Annotated in this window: 19 protein-coding genes; 9 read left to right on the top strand and 10 right to left on the bottom strand. The window is 72.0% G+C overall.

Annotated elements, in window-relative coordinates:
* Nucleotides 1-96 precede the first annotated feature (96 nt).
* Entirely contained in the window at nucleotides 97-3315 is a 3219-nt protein-coding gene (locus ACYVLJ_RS09805; RefSeq protein ID WP_451970657.1) for a beta strand repeat-containing protein, read from the bottom strand.
* 186 nt (nucleotides 3316-3501) lie between these two features.
* On the bottom strand, nucleotides 3502-4410 hold the full coding sequence (locus tag ACYVLJ_RS09800; RefSeq protein ID WP_451970660.1) for a hypothetical protein: 909 nt from the start codon (nucleotides 4408-4410) through the stop codon (nucleotides 3502-3504).
* A 238-nt stretch (nucleotides 4411-4648) separates the two neighbouring features.
* Between ACYVLJ_RS09800 and ACYVLJ_RS09795 the strand changes: the two genes are divergently transcribed.
* Genes ACYVLJ_RS09795 through ACYVLJ_RS09785 form a run of 3 tightly spaced genes read left to right on the top strand, consistent with a single transcriptional unit; the run spans nucleotide 4649 to nucleotide 7622 of the window.
* Complete coding sequence (locus ACYVLJ_RS09795; RefSeq protein ID WP_451970663.1) at nucleotides 4649-5848, top strand: AI-2E family transporter; 1200 nt, start codon at nucleotides 4649-4651, stop codon at nucleotides 5846-5848.
* Nucleotides 5845-6981 (top strand): ATP-binding protein, encoded by a 1137-nt coding sequence (gene macS, locus ACYVLJ_RS09790; RefSeq protein ID WP_460438391.1) that lies wholly within the window; start codon nucleotides 5845-5847, stop codon nucleotides 6979-6981. The genes ACYVLJ_RS09795 and macS overlap by 4 nt, the downstream gene beginning before the upstream one ends.
* Nucleotides 6978-7622 (top strand): transcriptional regulator, encoded by a 645-nt coding sequence (locus ACYVLJ_RS09785; protein ID WP_460438390.1) that lies wholly within the window; start codon nucleotides 6978-6980, stop codon nucleotides 7620-7622. Before macS ends, ACYVLJ_RS09785 begins: the two co-directional genes overlap by 4 nt.
* 1 nt (nucleotide 7623) lies before the next feature.
* On the opposite strand, the gene ACYVLJ_RS09780 is transcribed toward ACYVLJ_RS09785, so the two are convergent.
* A complete protein-coding gene (locus ACYVLJ_RS09780) occupies nucleotides 7624-8664 on the bottom strand; it encodes a hypothetical protein (protein ID WP_460438389.1) in 1041 nt (346 codons plus the stop codon).
* A gap of 87 nt (nucleotides 8665-8751) precedes the next feature.
* Between ACYVLJ_RS09780 and ACYVLJ_RS09775 the strand changes: the two genes are divergently transcribed.
* Nucleotides 8752-9414 carry a DUF1707 SHOCT-like domain-containing protein gene (locus ACYVLJ_RS09775; RefSeq protein WP_451970671.1) on the top strand — a complete coding sequence of 221 codons (663 nt, stop codon included), beginning with the start codon at nucleotides 8752-8754 and terminating at the stop codon, nucleotides 9412-9414.
* 76 nt (nucleotides 9415-9490) lie between these two features.
* On the opposite strand, the gene ACYVLJ_RS09770 is transcribed toward ACYVLJ_RS09775, so the two are convergent.
* From ACYVLJ_RS09770 to ACYVLJ_RS09755, 4 genes are all read right to left on the bottom strand, one after another.
* Nucleotides 9491-10885, bottom strand: a complete 1395-nt coding sequence (locus ACYVLJ_RS09770; protein WP_460438388.1) for an MFS transporter — start codon at nucleotides 10883-10885, stop codon at nucleotides 9491-9493.
* A gap of 434 nt (nucleotides 10886-11319) precedes the next feature.
* On the bottom strand, nucleotides 11320-12951 hold the full coding sequence (gene ptsP, locus ACYVLJ_RS09765; RefSeq protein ID WP_460438387.1) for a phosphoenolpyruvate--protein phosphotransferase: 1632 nt from the start codon (nucleotides 12949-12951) through the stop codon (nucleotides 11320-11322).
* A complete protein-coding gene (locus ACYVLJ_RS09760; RefSeq protein WP_460438386.1) occupies nucleotides 12941-13681 on the bottom strand; it encodes a hypothetical protein in 741 nt (246 codons plus the stop codon). The genes ptsP and ACYVLJ_RS09760 overlap by 11 nt, the downstream gene beginning before the upstream one ends.
* A 28-nt stretch (nucleotides 13682-13709) precedes the next feature.
* Nucleotides 13710-14579, bottom strand: a complete 870-nt coding sequence (locus ACYVLJ_RS09755) for a ribokinase (protein ID WP_460438385.1) — start codon at nucleotides 14577-14579, stop codon at nucleotides 13710-13712.
* 424 nt (nucleotides 14580-15003) lie between these two features.
* Here ACYVLJ_RS09755 and ACYVLJ_RS09750 point away from each other — a divergent pair, with 424 nt between their 5' ends.
* The 5 genes from ACYVLJ_RS09750 (at nucleotide 15004) to ACYVLJ_RS09730 (ending at nucleotide 18927) form a co-directional block, all read left to right on the top strand.
* The gene (locus ACYVLJ_RS09750; RefSeq protein WP_460438384.1) at nucleotides 15004-16359 is read left to right on the top strand and encodes a hypothetical protein; all 1356 of its coding nucleotides are present in this window, start codon (nucleotides 15004-15006) and stop codon (nucleotides 16357-16359) included.
* Nucleotides 16356-17102, top strand: a complete 747-nt coding sequence (locus ACYVLJ_RS09745; RefSeq protein WP_460438383.1) for an ESX secretion-associated protein EspG — start codon at nucleotides 16356-16358, stop codon at nucleotides 17100-17102. The genes ACYVLJ_RS09750 and ACYVLJ_RS09745 overlap by 4 nt, the downstream gene beginning before the upstream one ends.
* Complete coding sequence (locus tag ACYVLJ_RS09740; RefSeq protein WP_460438382.1) at nucleotides 17099-17506, top strand: hypothetical protein; 408 nt, start codon at nucleotides 17099-17101, stop codon at nucleotides 17504-17506. Before ACYVLJ_RS09745 ends, ACYVLJ_RS09740 begins: the two co-directional genes overlap by 4 nt.
* Nucleotides 17503-18117 carry a DUF3558 domain-containing protein gene (locus ACYVLJ_RS09735; protein ID WP_460438381.1) on the top strand — a complete coding sequence of 205 codons (615 nt, stop codon included), beginning with the start codon at nucleotides 17503-17505 and terminating at the stop codon, nucleotides 18115-18117. The genes ACYVLJ_RS09740 and ACYVLJ_RS09735 overlap by 4 nt, the downstream gene beginning before the upstream one ends.
* Before the next feature lie 72 nt (nucleotides 18118-18189).
* Nucleotides 18190-18927 (top strand): TetR/AcrR family transcriptional regulator, encoded by a 738-nt coding sequence (locus ACYVLJ_RS09730; protein WP_451970693.1) that lies wholly within the window; start codon nucleotides 18190-18192, stop codon nucleotides 18925-18927.
* Here the strand turns inward: ACYVLJ_RS09730 and ACYVLJ_RS09725 are convergent.
* The 3 genes from ACYVLJ_RS09725 to ACYVLJ_RS09715 all read right to left on the bottom strand — a co-directional run bounded on the left by ACYVLJ_RS09725 (nucleotide 18924) and on the right by ACYVLJ_RS09715 (nucleotide 23907).
* Nucleotides 18924-19661, bottom strand: a complete 738-nt coding sequence (locus ACYVLJ_RS09725) for an SDR family oxidoreductase (protein ID WP_460438380.1) — start codon at nucleotides 19659-19661, stop codon at nucleotides 18924-18926. The genes ACYVLJ_RS09730 and ACYVLJ_RS09725 overlap by 4 nt on opposite strands.
* A gap of 90 nt (nucleotides 19662-19751) precedes the next feature.
* Entirely contained in the window at nucleotides 19752-22592 is a 2841-nt protein-coding gene (leuS, locus tag ACYVLJ_RS09720) for a leucine--tRNA ligase (protein ID WP_460438379.1), read from the bottom strand.
* A gap of 154 nt (nucleotides 22593-22746) precedes the next feature.
* Nucleotides 22747-23907, bottom strand: coding sequence for an esterase-like activity of phytase family protein (locus ACYVLJ_RS09715; RefSeq protein ID WP_460438378.1), 1161 nt, complete (start codon nucleotides 23905-23907; stop codon nucleotides 22747-22749).
* Nucleotides 23908-23915: the final 8 nt, after the last annotated feature.

Here is a 23915-nt window from a genome sequence, read left to right as displayed (position 1 = left end):
AGAACGCTCCGTGCGAGGAGTCCTCGCGGCGCGTGGAGCGTCGGTCAGGGTCAGGGGCCGGGCGGGCTCTGGCTGAACCCGCCCGGCGTCACCGAACTACTTGCGCTTGACCAGACCCAGCAGCTTCGCCAGGAAGCCGGTCGAGTCCAGGCCCGACATCGCCGGGACCTGCGCGGTCGGGGCGGCGCCGTCCAGCACCGGCAGCTTGGCGTGCACCGGCAGCGAGGCCGGGGCGGCCGGCAGCGCCGGGGTCGCCGGGAGGGCGACCGGCAGGGCCGGGGTGGCCGGCAGCGCCGGGGTCACCGGCAGCGCGACCGGCAGAGCCGGGACGCCACCCAGGGCCGGCAGCGCCGGCAGCGCGACGGGCAGGCCACCGGTCGGCAGGTCGGCACGCTCGGTGCCACCCAGCGCGGGGAGCGCCGGCACCTGCAGGGGCAGGCCGGCGGTCGGCAGGTCCGCCCGCTCGGTGTGCCCGGGCAGGGCACCGCCCAGCGCCGACAGCCCGGTCACCGCGGGCAGGGCCGCGGCGGAGGGCAGGGTCGGCTTCGGCAGCGCCGGGGCGCCCGGCAGGCCCGCTGGGGTCGGCAGGTGCGCCAGCTGGGACAGCCCGGCCAGCGGGTTGCCGCCGCCCGGCAGGTCGGCACGCTCACCGAGCGGAGCCGCGGTCGGCAGCGCGGGCAGGCCCTGGGTGGGCAGCCCGGCGGTCGGCAGGCCGGAGGCGAGCCCGGTCAGCGAGGGCAGCTCGTCGGCCGCCATCTCCGAACCGTTCACCGGGAACGCGATGGCGTCGTCGGCCTGGTCGATGCTCGTCATGTCGGTCGCCTCGGCGGTGGCTTCCCCGAGCACGTTCAGCGGCACCCCGAAGATCTGCACCGGCAGCGCGAACGCGTGGTAGAAGTTGTAGCCCGACAGGCTGGACCCGTCACCGGCGGTGGTGGGCACCCCGCCGTTCTGCGTGGTCAGCGTGTTGTCGCCGACGGCGTGCGCGACGCCGCCCACGGTCACCGCGTCGCCGAACAGCTGCGCGACGGCCGTGGCCGGGATGTCGAGGATGTTGCCGGAGATGGCGCCCTCGACACCCGAGGTGGTGTCGTCGCCCGCGTTCTGCACGGACGTCGTGTTGATGCCGGTGCCGCTCGCCACACCCGCCGCGCTGACGGCGTCACCGAAGACCTGCGCCACCGGCAGCGCGTCGGCGCCGATGATGTTGCCGGCCACGCTGCCGCGGTCACCGTTGGTGGTGGCGTCGCCGCCCGCGTGCGACATCGTGTCGCTCGTGCCCAGGCCGTGGCCCAGGGCCGCACCCGCGACACCGTCGCTGAACAGCTGCGCGGCACCCGCGACCGGGGCCTTCACGATGTTGCCGGCGATGGCACCGTCGTGCCCGTCGGTGAGCGCGTTGCCGCCCGCCGAGGAGTCGGTGATGTTGTCGTTCTCACCGGTGCCGATGCCCGCGAGGGCGGCACCGCTGCCGGCGGCCAGCACCGGGAGCGAGACCGGGGCCTCGATGATGTTGCCGGCGCCGGCGCCCGCGGGGCCGTTCGCCTTGAGGTCGCCGCCCGCGTGGGACGTCGTGTCGGTCGAGCCCTTGCCGTGGCCCTGGCCGACGAACGCGCCGCCGATGTTGGCCACCTGCACCGGCAGCGAAGCCGGCACGGCGCCCAGGTTCGAGCTCAGGAAGCCGTTGTCGTCCTGGGTGTTGCCACCGCCGCCGCCGGAGACGACCTTGGTCTCGTCGGCCGAGCCGGAGCCCTGGCCGATGAACGAGCCGCCCACGCCGAAGACCTCGGCGGGCAGGCCGACCGGCACCTGGACGACGTTGCCCGAGCCGGACGAGTCGTTGCCCTGCGTGCCGTCGTACCCGCCGGCGGTGACCGTCTTGTCCTCGGTCGCCGTGCCGGCCGCGTTGCCGATGTGGCTGCCGCCGATGCCGAAGACCTCGGGCGCACCCGCGGTCGCGGTGTTGACGACGTTGCCGCCGATGACCGAGCCGTTGCCCTTGGTGTAGCTGCCGCTGCCGGCGTTGGCGTTGGTGGTGTTGTCGTGCGCCGCGATCGCCTGGCCGATGTAGGTGCCGCCGATGCCGAAGGCCTCGACCGGCAGCGCCACCGACGGGTTGATCACGTTGCCGCCCGCGGACGACTTGTCGCCCTCGGTCTTGACGAAGCCGCCCGAGTCGACAGTGCTGGAGGAGCTGCCGGGCTCGGGGGCGCCCGCCGTCGCGTTGCCGATCCAGGAACCGGCGACACCCGCGACGTTGGCGATCGGGGACAGCGCGGCGGAGCCCGCGTTCCCGCCGAGGAACGAGCCGTTGCCGCTCGTCTGCTCGTAGGTCGGGATGTTGTGGAGACCCTCGCGGGTGCCCCCGGCCGTGGCGTCGGCCGAGTTGGTGCACGAACCCGCGTGCGACAGCGAGCCCCACACGGCGCCCGAGTTGCAGTTGAACTTCACCGGCAGGGCGATCGGCGCGCCGACCACGTTGCCCGAGCCGGCGCTGTCGTTGCCGGAGGTGAACAGCGAACCGCCGGAGGTCGCGACCGTGTCGGCGGAGTAGCCGTGGCTCTGCCCGTTGCCGAGCAGGTACGAAGCGGCGTTCCCGGTCACCTGGACCGGGGTGGCGAACTGGCCCGCCACGATGTTGCCGGAGAGGGCCGAGCCGTCGCCGTCGGTGTCGACGTTCCCGGTCTCGGTGGTGCTCTGGCTGGCCGACCCGCCGGTCACCCGGCCGGTGCCGCCCGCGACGCCGCCGCCGTTGCCGGCGATCTGGACGGGGAGGGCCCAGTCGAGCGCGACCGCGTTGCCCGCGAGGCTGGAGCCGTCGCCGGTCGTCGCGATGTCCTGGTTGTGCTCCCAGGTCTGCTGGTGGTTGCCGCCCTGGACGTTCGCGTCGCCGAGCACACCGACCGCGTTGTCCACGATCTGGATCGGGACGACGACGTCGCCGGTGACCTTGTTGCCCTTGAGGTTGTTGTGGCTCGGCGTGAAGGCGCCCGCGCCGTCGGCCTTGGTGACACCGCCGAGGGTGCTCTGGCTGATCGGGCTCGCGTCGTCGAGCTGCTTCGCGGCTTCGTTCGCCGCGTTGGTGACCGGCTTGGTGCTCAGCTCCGTCTGCCCGGCGGGCAGGTCCAGCTGACCGAACGGGGTGCCGACCGCGTTGTTGGCTTCCTGGATGGGAGCCGTCACGTTCAGGTCGAGGGGGGAAGCCGGGGCGTCGGGGTTGACGTTCTCGTCGGCCGAGGCGATGCCGGTGCCCAGCATCAGCAACCCACCGGTGACAAGTGCGGTCTGGAGTCCGCGCTTTGCCCACGTCTGCATGGGGTTTTTCTCCTTTATTTCGGGTTCCCTTGCGGGTTCATGGCGGTGCGTCGAACGCACCGAGGGGGGAAGGAACTTCTTGCGGGCGCGACAAAGCGCACCGCCGTGTCACGGGTGTCGAGCGGACGCGGACGCCGTCAGATGCAGACGGACTTGGGCGCGTCAGCTACCCGTGAAGGGAGGTGTTCAGTCAGGAGTGACACCGGGCTGCTCGCCCGGGGTGCGCATCGCGGTGCGCAGGCCGGCGCGGCTCATGGCCGCGACGGCGGAGTCGACGGCTTCGGTCGTCCAGAACGGGACGCCGAAGTTGAGGCCGTCGAGGTGACCACCGGGGGCAGTGCTGCCACCCGGGGCGGTGGGGACGGACGGTGCGGACGGAAGCTGCACCGGGGTCAACGGGGACGGCAGGTCACGGTGCCCGTCGCGGGACTGGCCCGCGGCACCCGTGCCGTCGTCGTGCTGGGAAGCCTTCGCCATCGCGAGCGCGGCGCGCACCGAGGCGGGCAGTTCGACGGTCTGGACCGCGACCGAGTCGGCCGTCTGGCCGACGCCGGTGGTCACCGGCTCCTGAGCGGCCGGGGCGATCCCCGGGAGCGGAACCAGGTTGCCGTCGCCGACCGGGCCGAGCAGCTGGAGCACGTCGTGCGCCGGCTCGGGCGTGAAGGTCTGCTCGAGGACCTGGCGGGTGTCCTGCGGCTTGCGGACGATGTGCTCGACCGCGCCGAGGGTGCGGTGCACCGGGCTCACGACCGCGTTTTCGGCCAGGTCCGAAACCGAGTCGCTGACGCGGTCCGAGACCTCGTGCCCGAGGACGCGGGCGCACGGCGCGCTCCACGTCGTGGCGTCCTGGTGGCAGCTCGTGTCGGCGACGTCGCCGGTCGCGTCCGAGGCACCCTGGTCGACGTCGCCGAGGCTGCCGGTCGCGGCAGCGGTGATCGGGGCGACGTCGACGGTGTCGGCGGAGGCGGTGGCACCGGAGACGAGCCAGGCGGCGGCGGTGCCGGCCACGGCCCCGCCGAGCACGAGCAGCGCACGCGACACGAGCCGGCCGGCGCGCTTGGCGCCCTGCCCCTCGTTCGTCGCGTCGTTCGCCACAGGTACGTCTCCTCGTGCTGGGGTTCGTGATCGACCGGCCACAAGCCGTTGCGGAAGCGACCTAACCAAACCCGCGGCGCGGCGCGCACCCTTGACACGGCTTGATGCCCCCATCGTGTGAAGAACACAGCGTGCAACCGCCTCTGACACCGGGTGATCGTTCCTGGCTGCCACGCGTGTCGGACCCGCCCTCGGAAAAGGGGCCGAATCGGACGGACTTGCCAGTACGGTGAGCGGGGTGAGCCACGCGCGACGCGAAGACCCGTTCCTGCCTGAACACGAGGACATCACCGGCTTGATCCCCCGGGGGCTGCGCATCAGCGCGGCGCTGGCGTGGCGGTTCATCGTCGTGATCGCCGCGCTGTACGCGATCGTCTGGGTGATCGGCTACCTGTCCGTCGTGGTCATCCCGCTGTCCATCGCCCTGCTGGTTTCGGCGCTGCTCGCGCCGGCGGTGCAGAAGCTGGTGGCGGTGAAGTTCCCGCGCGGCCTGGCGACGGCGATCGTGCTGATCGCCGGGCTGGCGGTGCTGGGCGGGCTGCTGACGTTCGTCATCACGCAGTTCTCCTCCGGGCTGCCGCAGCTGCAGCAGCAGGTGAACGCGAGCCTCGACCAGATCAAGAACTGGCTCCTCAACGGGCCGCCGCACCTACGCCAGGAGCAGATCCAGGACTTCATCAACCAGGCGATCGGGTTCATTCAGAACAACCAGGCGTCAATCACCACGACCGCACTGACCACGGCGAGCACGGTCGGCGAGATCCTCACCGGCTTCCTGCTGACGCTGTTCATCACGATCTTCTTCCTCAGCGGCGGCGACGGCATCTGGACGTTCCTGGTCCGCGCGGTGCCCGGCCGGGTCCGCAATCGCGTCGACGTCGCCGGGCGCCGCGGGTTCGCGTCGCTGGTCAGCTACGTGCGGGCGACCGCCGCGGTGGCCGTGGTCGACGCCGTCGGCATCGGCGTCGGGCTGTGGATCATGGGCGTGCCGCTGGTCATCCCCCTGGCCACGCTGGTGTTCATCGGCGCGTTCATCCCGATCATCGGCGCGGTGATCACCGGCGGTGTCGCGGTGCTGATCGCGCTGGTCACCAACGGGTTCATCGGCGCGGTGATCGTGCTGGCCATCGTGATCGGCGTGATGCAGCTGGAGAGCCACATCCTGCAGCCGCTGCTGCTGGGCCGCGCGGTGAAGCTGCACCCGCTCGCGGTGGTCCTGGCCATCACCGCCGGCCTGGTCGCGGGCGGGATCGCCGGCGCGCTGCTGGCCGTGCCGCTGCTGGCGGTGCTCAACGCCGGCGTCCGGTCGCTGCTGCACGAGACCGACCCGGACCCGAGCGAGGTCGACGTCCTCAAGGACCAGGCCGCCCAGCCGAACGACGCCGAGCCGGGAACCCCGAAGGCGGAGGTCCCCACCCGCGGCGAAGAAGAAGAATGACCGTCGCGCGGACGCCCGACCCGATCACGCCGATGTGGCGTGGGGTGCTCGCGTTCCGCGTGCTCACCTGGGGGTTCGCCTGCGGCACCGTGATCGTCCAGAGCGGGCACTACCACCGGGAGTGGCTCGCGTGGACGATCCTCGGCGTGATGGCCCTGTGGTCGGTCGTCAGCAGCTTCCTCTACCTGCGTGAGCGGACGCGGCCGCCGGCCCTGGTCGTCTTCGACCTCGTGTTCACCACCGCGCTGCTGCTGACCTCGCCCTGGGTGCTGAGCGACGAGCAGTTCGCGCTGAACGTCCCCCTCATCACCACGGTGTGGGCGGCCGTGCCGCCGGTCGCCGCCGGCGCGCGGTTCGGCGCGGGTGGCGGGGTGCTGGCCGGGCTGGTCGTCGGCGTGGCGACCGGGCTGGCGCGGGACAAGTTCGACCTCGACGTCGCCCGCGACGGCGTCCTGCTCGCCGCCGCCGGGCTGCTGGTCGGGATGGCCGCGACGATGGGCCGGCGGTCCGCGGCGCGGCTGGAGCAGGCGCTGCGGAAGGAAGCGGCGACGGCCGAGCGGGAACGGCTGGCCCGGTCGATCCACGACAGCGTGCTGCAGGTGCTGGCCCGGGTCCGCAAGCGCGGCAACGAGGTCGGCGGCGAGGCGGCCGAGCTGGCGAAGCTGGCCGGCGAGCAGGAGATCGCCCTGCGGTCGCTGGTGACGACCGAGCCGCTGACGCCGAACGACCGCGGCACGACGAGCCTGCGTGCCGCGTTGCAGCTGCTCGCGACGCCTTCGGTGCAGGTCTCGACGCCGGCGGACGACGTCGAGCTGCCCTCGCACGTCACCGAAGAACTGGTCGCCGTGACCCGCGAAGCGCTTTCGAACGTCGAAAAGCACGCGGGCCCGCAGGCCCAGGCCTGGGTGCTGCTGGAAGACCTCGGCCCCGAGGTCGTGGTGAGCATCCGCGACGACGGCCCGGGCATCCCCGACGGCGTCCTCGAGCGGGCGGCGGCGGAGGGGCACCTCGGCGTGGTGGAATCCATCCGGGGGAGGGTGCGCGACCTCGGCGGGAGCGCGACCCTCGACACCGGGCCCGGCCGGGGCACGGAGTGGGAGGTCAGGGTGCCGAGCACCGGGGGTGTGAAATGATTTCCGTGATGGTGGTCGACGACCACCCGATCTGGCGCGACGGCGTGGCCCGCGACCTGACCGAAAACGGGTTCGACGTCCGCGCGACCGCCGCGGACGCCGCCGCGGCCGTGCGGATCGCTCGCACCGTCCAGCCGGACGTCGTGCTGATGGACCTGAACCTGGGCAGCACCTCGGGGGTGGACGCGACCCGCGAGATCACCTCGGCGCTGCCGTCGACGAAGGTGCTGGTGCTGTCCGCGAGCGGTGAGCACAAGGACGTCCTGGAGGCGGTGAAGGCCGGCGCGTCCGGCTACCTGGTCAAGTCGGCGTCCGCGGCCGAGCTGGTGGACGCCGTGCACCGGACCGCGGCCGGCGACCCGGTGTTCACCGCGGGCCTGGCCGGGCTGGTGCTCGGGGAGTACCGGCGGATGGCCGACGCACCGGCGGAAGGGGCCGAGCCGCCGCGGCTGACCGAGCGCGAGACCGACGTCCTGCGCCTGGTCGCGAAGGGGCTGACCGCGCGGCAGATCGCCGAGCGGCTCGTGCTCTCGCACCGCACGGTGGAGAACCACGTGCAGTCGACGCTGCGGAAGCTGCAGCTGCACAACCGCGTCGAGCTGGCCCGCTACGCGATCGAGCACGGCCTCGACGAGGAGTGAGTCAGGGCAGCACCGCGATCCCCGACCACTCGCTCGCCGGGAGCGCGGCCTTGCCCATCCGCCAGGCGGGTTCGCCCGGGTGCCAGGCGGCGAGGACGCCGTCGGCGAGCACCAGGTCGCCCGCACCGGTCCAGTCCAGCCCGCCGCCGCGCTTGAGGTGTTCGGTGACGAAGGGCATCGCGGCCGCGTGCTCCCAGGCCGGCCCGTCCGGGTGGAGCAGCCAGAGGTCGTGGGTCTGCGTGCTCGTGCCGCGGTAGGCGGGGTTGGCGAAGTCGGCGGCCCACACGGCGCCGTCACGCGAGGGCACGACGGTGGGCGTGCTCCCGACCGCCGGCCGGCTGAGCTGCTTGCGGACGGTGGTCCGCAGGTCGACGAGGGTGAGGTCGATCAGGCCGTCGAGCAGCATCCAGTCACCGGCGACGCCGAGGATGCGCGGGGCCTGCTGGACCGTGCGGCCGGTCTCCGGGTCGATCAGCGCGTCCGTCGACTCGGCGACCCCGGAGTCGATGGTGATCAGCAGGCCGTGCCGGGTCCCGGCGCGCACCAGCGTGCGGCAGCTGGCGGACTGGCCGTGGCCGAGCTCGCCGCCGTCGAGGGAGACGTGCTGCAGCCGGCACGCGTCCGGCGCGTCCTGCCGGATGACCCACACCCCGGTGCCCTCGGCGTCCGGCGCGACCGACCACGCGCGGCCCAGCGAACGCGGCGGCGTCGCCGGGCCGGTGTAGGCGAAGACGTCCAGGGGCCGGGTGTCCTTGGGGTCGCGCGGCGCGGCGGTGAAGACCGCGGACGCACCGACCCGGACGACGCTGAGCCCGACGTCGCCACTCGGGTACCCCGGCGGGGTGGCCGCCGGCCCGCGGTCGGCGTCGAAGAGGGTCGGCCCGGTGGTGGGGATCAACGCGGTGACGCCGATGCCGCCGGTCGCGGGGACGCCGGCGAGCCCGTTCGGCAGGGTCGGCACGGCGGTCGGCGGCGCGGTGCTGCTCGGGGCGGGCGGCGGCGGGGTGGCTTCGCCGGTGCACCCGGACAGCAGAACCAGCACCGCGCAGGCGGCGGCGCCGCGGAATACGGGTCCGTTCAGGGTTTTCCCCCGATCTCCCTGGTGAAATCCGGTTCTACCATCGGGGACATGGGTGAGGAAGAGACCACGGCGGCGGAACCGGTGACCGAAACCAAGCCGTTGAGCGAGCGCGATCTTCGGGTGTCCGACGACGAGCGCGAGCACGTCGTCGGGGTGCTGCAGAAGGCCATCGGCCGCGGCATGATCGACCTCGACGAGTTCACCGAGCGCACCGACCGCGCGCTGGCGTCGCGGACCCGCGGCGAGCTGAACGCCGTGCTGGCCGACCTCGCCGGGCTCTACCACCCGGCGGCCGCGATGGCCGCGGCGCCGTCGTACGCGCCTCCGGCCGGCTACGGCGGCTACTCGCCTGGGCGGCGCTTCGAGCTCAACGCCAAGTACTCATCGCTGGTCCGCAGCGGGCCGTGGGTGGTGCCGCCCGAGATGGTCGTGCGGAACAAGTACGGCTCGACGAAGCTCGACTTCACCGAGGCCCAGGTGCAGTCGCCGGTGGTGCACATCGAGCTCGACGCCAAGTGGGGGTCGGTCGAGGTCATCATCCCGGAGCACGCGGCGGTCGACGTCAACTCGATCACCGACGTCAAGTTCGGCTCGCTGGAGGACAAGACGCGCAGCAACGGCCACGCGGGCAACCCGCGGTTCGTGCTGACGGGGCGCGTCCACGGCGGTTCGCTGGTCATCCGCCACCCGCGGCGCGGGTTGTTCGGCTAGCCGGGGCCCCTCTGCCCCCGGCGTCAAGAAGGCCTCCCCACCCTGGCATCGGGTGGGGAGGCCTTCGCTCGTGCCGTCAGGCGACCTTCGGCCGCAGGTTCCGGGCGACGAACCAGACGAGCGCGGCGAACGCGACAGCGGCGAGCCCGGCGACGACGTGCAGCCCGTCGGCGAACCCGTGCGCGCGGACGACGGCGTTGCCCAGCGTCCCGACGGTCGCGAGGCCGAGCGCGTAGCCGAACTCGTTGACGGTCTGGGCCAGCGAAGCGGCGGCGCCGGCCTTGCGCTGCGGAACCGAGCCGACGACGAGGTCGGTGCCCAGCGCGACCATCGGGCCGACGCCCAGCGACGTCACGGCGAACCCGAGCGCGGGCCACGCCGGCCCGCCGGCGGGATCGACGAGCGCGAGGATCGCCATCCCGGCCGCGGCGAGCGCGACCCCGCCGGCGATCAGGGCACTCGGCTTCACCCGGCGGGCGACGGCGGGCGCGGCGAGGAAGCTGACGGTCGAGGTGGCCATCCCGGGCAGCAGCCCGAGCGCGGCGCCGACCGGCGAGAGGTGCTGCGCGATCTGGAAGAACTGCGCGACGAACAGCATCGTGGTGCCGCCGAGCATGCTGAACAGCAGCATCCCGCCGAGCGTCGTCCGGAAGGCCCTCGAGGCGAACAGGCTGAAGTCGACCAGCGGCTCGTCGAGCGTCCGCTGCCGCTTGACGAAGACGTACCCGACGGCGAGGCCGCCGGCCAGGGCGACGACCGGGGCCGGGTGGACACCGTCACGAGCGAGTTCCTTCACGCCGTAGACGGCGGGCAGGATCGCGGCGAGCGACAGGCCGACACTGGGCAGGTCGAGGCGGCCGGCTTCGGCGTCGCGGTACTCGGGAAGCAGCTTCGGGCCGATGACGAGGAGAAGGACCATCGCGGGCACGCCGAGCAGGAAGACCGAGCCCCACCAGAAGTGCTCGAGCAGGAAGCCGCCGACCATCGGCCCGATGATGGCGCCGACGGTGAAGCAGCCGGCCCAGATCCCGATGGCCTGCGCGCGCTGCTGCGGGTTCTTGAACAGCGTGCCGATGAGCGAAAGGGTGGAGGGAGCGAGCGTCGCCCCGGCGATCCCGAGCACGGCCCGCGCGGCGATGAGCATGCCGGCACTGGTGGAGAAGGCGGCCCCCACGGAGGCGACCCCGAAGGCCGCGGCCCCGATGAGCAGCAGCTTCCGCCGCCCGATCCGGTCGCCGAGGGTGCCCATGGTGACCATGAACCCGGCGACCATGAAGCCGTAGGTGTCCATGATCCAGAGCTGTTCGGTGCCATCGGCGTGCAGGCTCGCGGCGAGCCTCGGCAGCGCCAGGACGAGGACGAAGACGTCGAGCGAGACGAGCAGGGTGGGCAGGGCCAGCACGGCCAGTCCGACCCACTCCCGACGCCCGGCCCGCACCTCGGTGCCCGGAGCTTCGGCGGTGATGGTCATGGCTGCTTCCTCTCGACTCGGTGTCCCGGACCTTCACCACCACGTCGAGCGGCCCCGGCCGGGATCGACAACCGGGCCGGAACTTTTTTCGCGGAACGCCGCGGAGGCCGCCCCGGCGTCGAGGCGGCCTCCACGGCATCGCGGGCGGTTGTCCACACCCCTCGTCGATTGGGGACAACTCCGCGCATTCAGGTTCGCACAGATCAGCACTGTCGGTGACGACCGATAGACTGAAAGTGGGGGGCGCCCCTGCGGACGGCTGTTCGCGCTTGGGTCGGCCGGGGCTGTGGGCGGTCGGGTCACGAGCGCGACAGGCGGGTTCCCGGCGGCCGCGGGTCAGCCGTTCCCTTGGCAACCCCGCCAGCCGAACGGCCCGGGCGCGTCGGCCGCCGCCGCAACGGCCGCGACCCACCCGGGCCGCGGCCGGTCCGGTGTCAGGGGCGAGCCGCCGCGCGGGCGGCCGCCGGGTCCGACGTCGCCAACGCCGCTTCCGCCAGTGCCTCGCACTCCGCGAGCGTCGTGGTCGCCAGGCTCGCGCCCACCGTGCGGACCGCCGGGGCGTTCATCGACAGGCTCGTCAGGCCCAGGCCAGCCAGGACCAGCGCCAGCCGCGGGTCCGCGGCCGCCTCGCCGCAGACGCCCGCCGGCTTGCCCGTGGCCTTGGCCGCGTCGCCGATCAGTTTCAGCAGGCGCAGCAGGCCCGGCTGCCACGGGTCGTTGAGCTTCGCCACCGCGCCCAGCTGGCGGTCGGCCGCGAACGTGTACTGCGCCAGGTCGTTCGTGCCGACCGAGACGAAGTCGACGACCTCGAGGATCTCGCGGGCGCTCAGCGCCGCCGCCGGGATCTCGACCATCACGCCCGCCCGGGCGATGCCCGCCGCGCGGACGCGGTCGGCGAACCAGGCCGCTTCCTCGACCGTCGCGACCATCGGGGCCATCACCGAGACCTCGGCGCCGGAGTCTTCCGCCGCACCGGCGATGGCTTCCAGCTGGCGGTCCAGCACCTCGGGCCGGTCGAACGCCACGCGCAGGCCGCGGACGCCCAGCGCCGGGTTCGGCTCGGCCTCCGGGGAGAGGAAGGCCAGCGGTTTGTCGGCCCCCGCGTCCAGGGTCCGGACGATCACCGGCTTGCCGCGGAACGGCGAAAGCACCGCCGTGTACGCCGCGCGCTGCTCGGCCACCGACGGCTCGTCCGCGGCGTCGAGGTAGCAGAACTCGGTGCGGAACAGCCCGACGCCCTCGGCGCCCGCGTCCGCCGCGGCCTGCGCGTCGGCCGGGGAGCCGACGTTGCCGTAGACCTTGACGCGGTGGCCGTCGGACGTCGCGCCCGTGCCGTTCCAGTCGGCCAGCTTGGCGACCGTCGCCGCGACGACCGGTGCCGACGGGTCCGCGACCTCGACCGTGCCGGCGTCGCCGTCGACCGCAAGCGCTTGCGCGTCCAAGGCCAGCAGGCCGCGTACGGCTACGACGGCCGGGATGCCGAGGGCCCGCGCCAGGATCGCGGTGTGGCTCGTCGGGCCGCCTTCTTCGGTGACCAGCGCGAGCACCTTCGCGGGGTCGAGGCCGGCGGTGTCGGCCGGGGCGAGGTCGCGCGCGACCAGCACGCTCGGCGACGCGAGCTCGGGCACCCCCGGCGGCGCGATGTCGAGCAGCTCGGCGATCAGGCGGTCGCGCACGTCGCGGACGTCCCGGACGCGCTCCGCCATGTACCCGCCCGCGGCGGCCAGCGCTTCGGCGAAGCCTTCGGCGGACTGGTAGACGGCCCGCGCGGCGGGCAGCCCCTGGGTCTGGACCAGCTGCTGCGCCTGCGAGGCCAGCGCCGGGTCGGCGGCCATCGCGGCCGTCGTGATGAGGATCGTGGCCGCTTCGCCGGTCGCGGTCTCGGCCTGCTTTTCCAGCCGGGCGGCGACGGCTTCGGCGGCGGGGGCGATCCGTGCGGCTTCGGCGGCGGGATCGGCCGGGGCCGGGGTGGCGGCGGGCTCGCCCAGCGGCTCCGCGACGCGGACGACGGGACCACTCGCGCGGCCGGGGCTGACGGCGACCCCGGACAGGGACTCAGACGACATGGTCTAGACCATAGCTCAGATACGTCTGGATATCTCGTGGTGGCGGGCACAAGCCTCGCCGACGAACCTGTTCGAGCACCGGACCGACCTCCTCGTGCCACCAGGCTTCGGCCAGTTCGCCGCGGCTGCGCACCGGCCGTCCGGCCAGCATACGGCGGAAACCCCAGGCCTCGGCCGAATCGGCGAGCCGGAACCAGTCGGCCGGGTCGTCGAGCCACAGCCCGAGGCGGACGTCGTCGGGCAACGGGACGCGCTCGAGGAACATCCGCTCGGCCGTCTTCGACGGCAGGTCCGCGAGCGTCAGACAGCGCAACGCGCAGGCGACCGTGCTGATCCAGCGCACCCGCGCGCGGATGGTCCGGGCGCCGCGGGCGCGGGCGATGGCGACGCGGTGGTGACCGTCGTCGACGAAGTACATGTCGGACAGGCGGACGAGCCGCACCGGCGGGAGGTCCGCCGACGTCTCCGTCAGGCGCTCCCAGCGCTCCTTCAACGCCCGGTTGCGCGGCCGGAACTCCCGGTCGAAGTCCCCGGCGCGGGCGACCGTGCCGACGATGCCCTCCAGCGGGACGTCCGCGATCCCTTCGTCGACCTCGGTCTGCTTGCCCAGCGCCTTCAGGGTTTCGCCGAGCGGCATGATCGCCAGGCGGTCGGGCCGGCGCGCTTCCGCGATCTCCTTCAGCTGTGCGACGTAGCCGCGCCACCAGGCCGAACCGAACGAATCGCCCATGTGCTGGGCAACACGGGCCGGCGGAGGATCATTCCGCCAGGTCGGCGGCGGTCGGGTAGGACGGCTGCGCGCCGGGCCGCGTCACGCTGAAGGCGGCGACGCGCACCGCGTGCTTCGCGGCCGAGACGAGATCGGCGCCGTCGGCGAGCGACGCGGCGAGCGCGCCCGCGAAGGCGTCCCCGGCGCCGGTGGTGTCGACGGCCTCGACCTTCGGCGACGTCACCTCGGTGGCCCCGCCGGCTTCGACGACGACCGCGCCCGCCGCGCCGAGCGTGACGACGGCGGCTCGAGGCCCGAGATCCAGGAGCTTCCGGAAGTCCGCGCCGGGCCCGGTCAGCCAGGCGGCTTCGTGCTCGTTGACCAGCAGGACGTCGAGCTTGGCCAGCGTTTCCGGCGCGAGCATCGCCGCGGGCGAGAGGTTCAGCAGCACCTTGACGCCCTTTTCGGCGGCCCGCGCGACGGCGTGCTCGACGGTCGGCAACGGAATTTCCAGCGAGGCGACCATGATCTCCACCCCGTCGAAGACGGCGTCGACGTCGCCGGGCACCAGGCTCGAGTTGGCGCCGGGGGAGACCAGGATGGAGTTCTCGCCGTCCGGGGTCACGGTGATGTAGGCGATGCCGGTCGGCCGCTCGCTGGTCCGCACCAATCCGGTGTCGACGCCCGCGGCGCGCAGGGAGTCGAGCAGCAGCCGGCCGTACGGGTCGTCGCCCACCGCGCCGAGGAGCGCGACGTCCGCCCCGAGCCGCCCCGCCGCGACCGCCGTGTTGGCGCCCTTTCCACCTGGCGAAAGCACGGTGTCGCCGCCCAGCACCGTCTCGCCGCCCGCCGGCCGCCGGTCCACCGCGACGACCAGGTCGGCATTGGCGGATCCCACAACGAGTACGTCGGAGTTCATCCCCGAACTGTGCCACGAAAGCCGCCACGACAGCCGTCCGACCAGGTCGGGAAGGGCGCCCGGGAAGAAAGTGAAGGTTTTTGTAACTTATCCGGCGTTGAGTGCGACAATCATGCGAGCAGCGGATTCCCGTCACTCGATCGGGGGATGCCTGTCCCCCGGCCGTCACTTCGCGGACCGGTCCCGCTCTCCAGGTGCGTCATCACGCGAGACGTGGTGGCGTTGCCCGAACCGGCGCGAGCCGGCAGGGCATCGGGTCGCCGGCGCCGATCACGTAGCCCCCCGAGTGATCGGCGTCGGCGGCGCCCAGTCCCCGGCGCCCGCGGTTCTCGTCGGCATGATCGATTCGCCCCACCGGCCGTAACCACTGCGCTATCGTGCGTAGCGCAGGAGGGGAGATCGAACGCGAGGGGAGCGCAGTTCGGTGGGGTTGTTCGGCGACATGCTCGACGCCGCGAGGCACGTCGGGTCGGAAATCGCGCACGCCGTCGAGTCCGGGGGCGAAGGGCTCGGCAAAGTCTTGAACGGCGCGGGCATCGGCCTGCTCGCGGGCGGTCCGCTCGGCGCGGTCGCGGGGGCGTACATCGGGTCGCAGACCGGCACGGGCGCGAACGACCCGCGGACCGCCGGGTTGTCGCCGGGCCAGCTGGTGCAGGCCGTGCTGCGGGGGCCGGGCACCGAGTCGCTGCAGAAGGTGCACCAGGCGGGTGTCGACCAGTCGTCGTACCAGCGCCGGCTCGAACAGGGCACCCGCGAACTGACGTCCGGCCTCGAATCCGCGTGGACCGGCGGCGCCTCGGACGCGGCTCGCCGGCGCCTCCAGCCGCTGACCGCGTCGGCGACCTCGGCGTCGACGACGCTCGACCGCAACTCGACGCTGTCCCAGGCTCAGATCGACCAGTTCCACCAGATGAAGAACTCGCTGCACCCGGACGTCACGGACCAGCCGCCGACGCGCAGCGCCTGGGACGTCGCGACGCCGTGGGACACCGACACCGAAGACAAGATCAACCAGTACAACCAGAAGGCCGCCGAGAACGTCGAGCGGTACAACGCGTACTCGCAGCAGTCCAGCTCGAACACCGCGAGCCGGACGATCGACTACGGCCAGCTCGGCGCGTACGACGGCGGCGACTTCAAGGTGGCGGACCCGAAGCAGCCGGTCGAGCCGCCCAGGAAGCGGTCACGCTCGGAAGTCGGCGGGGACGACCGGCGGATCGGCGCGCAGGTGCAGCCACCGCCGGCGGTCCACCCGCCGCCGAGCCAGGTGACGCCGGGCCAGGTGACGCCGGGCCAGGTGACGCCGCCGACCGGGGTGGACGACGGCGTCCGGGCGCAGGGGTACGTCCCGCCGTCGACGCAGTACCCGCCGGGCTACCAGCCGCCAGGAACGAGCGGCGGGTTCGGGCCGGGCGGCGGGTCCGGCTTCGGCCTCGGCGGCTTCGGTGGCGGCGGCCCCGGGGGCTTCGGTCCTGGTGGCGGCCTCGGGCCGGGCTCGGGAGCGTCGTCCGGCGTGGGCGGCGGCTCCCCGGGCGCCCGCGGTGCCGGCGCGTCGACCGGAGCCGGCGCACTCGGCGAAAGCCGTCCCGGCGGAATGCGCACCGGCGGCGCGGCGGGCAAGCCCGGCTCGTCCGGGATGGGCGGCATGGGCCACGGCGCCAAGGGCGGCAAGTCCGAAGACGAAGAGCACCAGCGCGCGTCGTACCTGGTGGAAGCGGACCCGGAGAGCATCTTCGGCGGATCGGACGAACGGACCGTGCCGCCGGTGATCGGGCTGTGATCTTCCTGCCGAAGACCGCCCTGCTCACGGCGTGGGAGTGGGAGCGGCACGGCCCACCACCGGCGGTCCTCGGGGCGGACAACCACTGGCTCGGCGACGAAACCCGCAAGCGGCTCGACGAGAAGGTGCTCGACGTCCTCACGTCGTTGCGGCTCGCCGCGGGCGGCACGCTGACGCGCGAGTTCCGCGACATGCTGCGCGTCCTGGCGAAGGGAACCCACCAGTTCACGGCCTGGCTGGGCGACATCGAGGCGGACGAAACGGGCACGGTCCTGGTCTCGGCGGCCGGCCCGGACGTGCTCCGCCTGATCCGCAAGGGCGACACGATCCGGATCGACGTGGCGGAGCCGTCCCGGCTGGCGCAGTCACTGGTCGACGTGCTGCCCCCGGTCCCACCAGCCCGGATCTCGGCGACGTCGATCCCGGAGTCCCGGTTCTCCGGCCGCGCGGCGGAGGAGTCGTACGACCTCGAAGACCCGACGACGGACCACGGCACCGACCCCCTGACCTGGGCACGCCGGCTGATGTCGGCCCGCCGGACGGGGCTGCACCAGTGCTACGCGGTCAACCGCGGATCGCGCAGCGCACCGATCACGGCGGTGGACATCGCGGGAACCGGGCGAGTGCTGACGTACGTGCGTCCGGGCCGGGAGCCGGCGGTGACTTTTCAGCCGGGGACCCGGGGTGCGCTGACTGATGTCCTGTACGCGACGCTGAACGGGTTGGGGGGAGGAACACGATGACGAATCCGGGAAACGCGATCTTCAGCGGGGTCGGGTTCTGGGCGACCGATCTGGTGAGCGGAGCTTCGCGGCCCGCCGGTGGTCAGGGGTTCGCGATGAGCTCGGACGAGATGCGGGCAATGCTGAAGAAGGCCGAGGACCAACGGCAGAGCATCGAGGAGCAACGCAACAACGCGGAAATTCTCTCCCAGGCCATTTCGCCGGCGGATGAGCCAGTCAGCAACGCCGCGGTCTTGGGACCCAATGGCGTCAACGAGGTCGGCCGCTACTACCAGGGCCACCTGATATACCAGTTCAACTACCTGACTGAGCTGATCAATCGCCTGCGAGCCGCTCTGGGCATCACCGAGGCCGCGGACCAGCAAGCGGCGGAATCGACGAAGAAAAGCGGGATAGCCGAATGAACAGGCGAGCGACCACCACGATCGCGGCAATAGCCACGTGCGGTCTGCTGCTCACAGGGTGCACAGAAAAGCGTGGGACGGCCAGCCCCACACCCTCCGGCCTGAACACCTCGACCTCGGCTCTTCCACACCACGGTGCACCCAAGGTGGATTCGCCGTTGCCGACAACGGTCCTTACCGGCAACCCGTGCGACTCGGCACTTACGCCCGATCAGGTAAGCACGTTCCTCGGCGACGCGACTTCGGGCAAACCGAGCGACACCGCACTCGGTCCTCTCTGCAACTGGAGCAGCACTTCGGGGAGCGGCGCCGGCTTCGCGATCAGCTACCAGACGAAGTCCGACCAGGGGATCAGCCTGGCTTACCAGAATATCCAGCCCAAGGCCGCGCGGTGGAAGCCCTTGGACCCGATCCAGGGCTTTCCTGCGGTCGCGTACGCGAACTTCGACGACAAACGCGGTTGCGCCGTCGTCGTCGGGGTGACCGACGAACTCGCTTTTTCGGTGGGGTTGACCCTGGGCGACAAAGCCGCCAGTGAGGGCAAGGACTGCTTCGACATCGCGCCCCAGGTGGCGGACGCCGTGATGAGCAACGTCAAGGCGCGGGCCTGAGCTGCACCTTTTCGTTACGGCGGAGATCGCGTTAATGCAAGACTTGTCGTAGTAAGCACCTAGACTGTTCGGATGAGCCACCCCACGCGGAGGGGTCGCGCGCGTGCGGCTACCGAACAGGACATCCGGCGGACCGCCCGGAAGCTGCTCGTCGAGCAGGGGCCCGAGGCGGTCACGCTGCGTGCCATCGCGCGGGAGCTCGGGATCACCGCGCCCGCGCTCTACCGGTACTACGAGTCGCGTGACGACCTGGTCGAGAACCTGCGGCTGGACGTCTGTGCCGACCTGGCCGACGAGCTCGCCGAGGACATCGCCGAGCTGCCGGACGACGGGATGCTGCAGCTGTTCGCGATCTGCAAGGGCTTCCGGCGGTGGGCGCTCACCCACACGAAGGAGTTCACGCTCGTGTTCGCGTCGCCGACCGGCGGCGTCGGGTCGGCGGCCGGGAGTGCGCTGAGCCGGGTCGACGAGCCGTTCGGGCGGATCTTCCTCGCCGCCGCCGGGCGGGTGCTCGCGCGGACCGACATCGTGCTGCCCTCCGCCAGCGGGGTGCCCGATGAGCTGCGGGACGACCTCCGGACGTTCCAGGAATCGCTGGTCAACGTGCTCGTCGAGTCCGACACCGAGGTGCCGGTGGAGAAGATCGACCTCGGCGTGACGTACCTGATGATCCAGTTCTGGGCCCGGCTCTACGGGCACGTCACGCTCGAGGTCTTCGGCAACTACCCGATCCCCATGTCCAAACCGGACGTCCTGTTCGAGGCGATGCTCATCGACCTCGCCCGGGAGATCGGGCTCTACTCCGGCTAGGCCGCGTGGCCGCCGTCCACCGACAGCACCGCCGCCGTCACGTACTCGGCGCCCGGTGACGCCAGGTACGCGACCGCCGCCGCCACCTCGGACGGCGCCCCGTAGCGGTCGAACGCCGTGAGAGCGCGCTGGTCCGCCGCGTACGGGCCGTCCGCCGGGTTCATGTCCGTGTCCGTCGGGCCCGGGTGGACCAGGTTGACCGTGATGCCGCGCGGGCCCAGTTCGCGGGCCAGCGCCTTGGTCAGGCCGACCATCGCCGCCTTGCTCGTCGCGTACAGCGCCATGCCCGGGCCCGGGACCCGGTCGGTGACGCAACTGCCGATCGTGATCACGCGGCCGCCGTCCGACAGGACCCCGGCCGCCGCCTGGGTCGTCGCGAAGACGCCGCGGACGTTCACCGCCAGCACGCGGTCGACGTCTTCCAGCGCCGTCTCGGCGAACGCGCCGACGAAGCCGACGCCCGCGTTGTTGACCAGCACGTCGAGCCGGCCGAACTCCGCCACCGTCGCCGAGACCGCCGCCGAAACCGCGGCGGCGTCGGCCGAGTCCGCCGGGACGGCCAGCGCGCGACGGCCGAGGTTCTTGATCTGCTCGACCACCTCGGCCGCCCGCGCGCCGTTGTGCACGTACGTCAGCGCGACGTCCGCGCCGTCCTCGGCGAGCCGCAGTGCCGTGGCCGCGCCGATGCCGCGGCTGCCGCCCGTCACCAGCGCCACCTTGCCGTCGAGGGTCATCCCCGGTTCTCCTTCGCTCGAACGGTTTTCCTTGACCGTTCAATCAAATCGGGAACCCCGGAGAAGCACCGGCGGCTTTCGGACTCGGCGCTACAGGACGATGTTGACCAGCCGTCCCGGCACCACGATCACCTTGCGCGGCCCGCCTTCGCCGACCATCGCCGCGACCTTCTCGTCCGCCAGCGCCGCCGCCTGGACCTCGTCCTGCGACGCCGAAGCCGGCACCGTGACCCGGGACCGGACCTTGCCGTTGACCTGGATCGGGTACTCGACCGAGTCCTCCACCAGGTACTTCTCGTCCACCACCGGGAACGGGCCCTGCACCAGCGAATCCGCGTGGCCCAGCCGGTGCCACAGCTCCTCCGCCAGGTGCGGGGCCAGCGGCGCCAGCATCAGCACCAGCGGCTCGGCCAGCTCACGCGGCGTCGACGCGGCCGCGCCGTACACTTTGGTGACGTGGTTGTTCAGCTCGATCAGCTTCGCGCCGGCCGTGTTGAACCGCATCTCCGCGTAGTCCTCGCGGACGCCCGCGATGGTCCGGTGCAGAACCTTGCGGTCCGCCTCCGAAGCGTCCTCAGTGGACACTCGCAGCTCGCCCGTCGCCTCGTCGACGACCAGGCGCCACAGCCGCTGCAGGAACCGGTGCGCGCCCACGACGTCCTTGGTCGCCCACGGGCGCGACATGGCCAGCGGGCCCATCGCCATCTCGTAGAACCGGAACGTGTCGGCGCCGTAGTTCTCGGCCATTTCGTCCGGCGTGACGACGTTCTTCAGGCTCTTGCCCATCTTGCCGTACTCCTGGGCGACTTCCTCGCCGTTGTAGAAGTACTTGCCGTCGCGCTCTTCCACCTGCTCGGCCGGGACGTAGACGCCGCGCGAGTCCGTGTACGCGTACGCCTCGATGTAGCCCTGGTTGAACAGCTTCCGGTACGGCTCCTTGGACGTCACGTGCCCCAGGTCGAACAGCACCTTGTGCCAGAACCGCGAGTACAGCAGGTGCAGCACCGCGTGCTCGACGCCGCCGACGTACAGGTCGACACCGCCGGTGTCGTCCGCGCCGTACTCGCCGGGCCGCGGGCCCATCCAGTACGCCTCGTTTTCGGGCGCGCAGAACGTCTCGGCGTTCGTCGGGTCCAGGTAGCGCAGCTGGTACCAGCACGAACCCGCCCAGTTCGGCATCGTGTTGATGTCGCGGCGGTACTTCTTCGGGCCGTCGCCCAGGTCCAGCTCGACCTCGACCCAGTCGGTCGCGCGCGCCAGCGGCGACGACGGCATCGAGTCGCGGTCCTCCGGGTCGAACGTCACCGGCGAGTAGTCGGCGACCTCGGGCAGCTCGATCGGCAGCATCGACTCGGGAACGGCGTGGACTTCACCGGCCTCGTCGTAGACCACCGGGAACGGCTCGCCCCAGTAGCGCTGGCGCGAGAACAGCCAGTCGCGCAGCTTGTACTGCACCGTGCCGACGCCGGTGCCGTCTTCGGCCAGCTTCTCGATGATCGTCTTCTTGGCCTCGGCGACGTCCATGCCGTCCAGGAAGCCGGAGTTGATCGCGGGCCCGTCGCCCGTGTACGCCTTGCCGTCGAAGCCTTCCGACGGCTGCACGGTCCGGATGATGTCCAGCCCGAACTTCTCGGCGAACTCCCAGTCGCGCACGTCCTGGCCGGGGACGGCCATGATCGCGCCGGTGCCGTAGCCCATCAGGACGTAGTCGGCGACGAAGATCGGGATCTGCTTGCCGTTGACCGGGTTCGTCGCGTAAGCGCCGGTGAAGACGCCGGTCTTCTCCTTGTTCTCCTGCCGGTCCAGCTCGGACTTGCGCGACGCCGCGACGCGGTACTCCTTGATGGCCTCGGCGGGCGTCGCCGCGCCACCGGTCCAGCGGGGGTCGACGTCGGCGGGCCACTCGGCCGCGGTCAGCTTGTCGACCAGCGGGTGCTCCGGCGCCAGCACCATGTAGGTGGCGCCGAACAGGGTGTCCGGCCGGGTCGTGAAGACCTCGATCGCGTCTTCGCCGGCCTTGAACGTGACGCGCGCGCCGTGCGAGCGGCCGATCCAGTTCCGCTGCATGGACTTGACCTTCTCCGGCCAGTCCAGCAGGTCCAGGTCGTCGACCAGGCGGTCGGCGTACGCGGTGATCCGCATCATCCACTGCCGCAGGTTGCGGCGGAAGACGGGGAAGTTGCCGCGCTCGCTGCGGCCGTCGGCGGTGACCTCTTCGTTCGACAGCACCGTGCCCAGGCCCGGGCACCAGTTGACCGGCGCTTCGGAGATGTACACCAGCCGGTGGTCGTCGATGATCTTCTTCCGCTCGGACGCGCTCAGCGACGCCCAGTCACGGCCGTCCGGCGTCGGGCGCGAGCCGTCGGCGAACGCGGCTTCCAGCTCGGCGATCGGGCGTGCCTTGCCCGCCTCGGTGTCGTACCAGGAGTTGAAGATCTGCAGGAAGATCCACTGCGTCCAGCGGTAGTACTCGGGGTCGATCGTGGAGATGCGCCGGCGTTCGTCATGGCCCAGGCCCAGGCGCCGGATCTGGCGCAGGTAGGTCCGGATGTTCTCCTCGGTCGTCTTGCGCGGGTGCTGCCCGGTCTGGACCGCGTACTGCTCGGCCGGCAGGCCGAACGCGTCGAAGCCCATCGTGTGCAGCACGTTGCGCCCGATCATCCGGTGGTACCGGGCGAAGACGTCGGTGCTGATGAAGCCCAGCGGGTGCCCGACGTGCAGGCCGGAGCCCGACGGGTACGGGAACATGTCCTGGACGAACAGCTTGTCGCTGGGCACCGGCTGCCCCTCGACGGCGAGCGGCCCGACGGGGTTCGGCGCGTGGAAGGTCCCCTGGTCGGCCCAGTGGTCCTGCCAGCGCTGCTCGATCTGACCCGCCAGCGCGGCCGTGTAGCGGTGCGCCGGGACGTCGGTCCCTGTCGCCTCAGTCATGACGTCTTCCTTCGTCGCGAGCTACTCCAGAAACAACTCGACCCCTCAGCCACCAGGGCATGAGGGGTCGCCGCGCCGGCCGGGCCGGACCCGGTCAGCGCGGCAGGCTAAGGAGCAGCCGAGCCGTGTTCATACGTTCATCGTAACTTGCTGGTCAAAGCCGTTCCGAGGGGACCGCCACTGCGGCGAACTGCGTGACCTGCGTGGCCGAGAAGTTGTTGTCGCTGACGATGATCAAGCTGCGCTCGCCGCCCGGCAGCTTCGGGCCCCAGGTCATCCCCTCCAGGTTGTCCACAGTGGACAGGCCGAGGTCGGCGGCGTCGAAGAGCAGGCGCTTCTTCACCGGCTTCACGTTCTTGGCGCCGGCCAGGGATTTCACGTTCAGGACGTTCGTGGCGCCCTTCGTGTCGATCTCGTAGACGCGGACCTTGTTGCCGACGCCGGTCACGAACGAGCGCTCCATCATCAGGAACTTCGTCGGGTCGGCCTGGTCGACGGCCAGCATCGACGAGACGCCGGTGGTCGCGAACGCGCCGGCGGGCACCGGTGACGCGAAAATCGGCTCCTGCGGGTACGCGTACTGCGCCAGGACCGGGCCGAACCGCGACTGCAGTGTGATCCGCGAGACGCCGCCGGTCGTGCGGGTCGACTCCGGGCCGTCCTGCAGCAGCGGGCCCTCGACCTCGCTGGCCAGCAGCGAGCCGTAGCCGGTGAAGGTGATGCCCTCGAGCACGAGGTTCTGCCGCGGCCCGGCCGTCGGCGTCATCTTCTCGTTCGCGGGGATCGGCAGGTCGCGGACGTATTTCCCGTCGCGGCGCGCCTCCCGGATCGACGGGTCGATCAACGTCGTGGCGGTGCGCTCGCCCTCCTGCGACCAGTAGTAGTCGCCGGTCCACGGGTCGACCCGCAGCTCTTCGGGGTCGATCGTCTGCTCGTTCTGCGGCTTCGCGGGGTCGTTCTGCGTGAGCGGCGGGTACGGCGTGCCGTCCGGGCGCAGCAGCGGCTTCGTGCCCGTGAACGTGACCGGGCCGACGCCCTTCGCGGACACCGGGAAGGTCGCGGTGTAGAAGCGGGCGGGGTTGATGGCCGACCGGTCGTCGCAGATCAGCGCGTAGCCGCCGGTCCGCGGGTCGTAGTCGATGCTGGACAGGCCGCCGACGACCGTGCCCTGGAAGAGCAGGGAGTTCGGGACGATCTGCTCGCCGAGCAACCGGACGGGCCGCTGGTGACTCTCGGTGGCGCTCGCCGGCGTCGCGGCGAGAATTCCCCCGATCAGACCAAGGGCCAGCACAGTGGGAAGTACGCGTGGTGACATGGCCTGTA

It is taken from the genome of Amycolatopsis stemonae (assembly GCF_054781455.1).
Note: the sequence above shows the minus strand (reverse complement) of the source record. Positions and strands in the feature narration are given on the sequence as shown.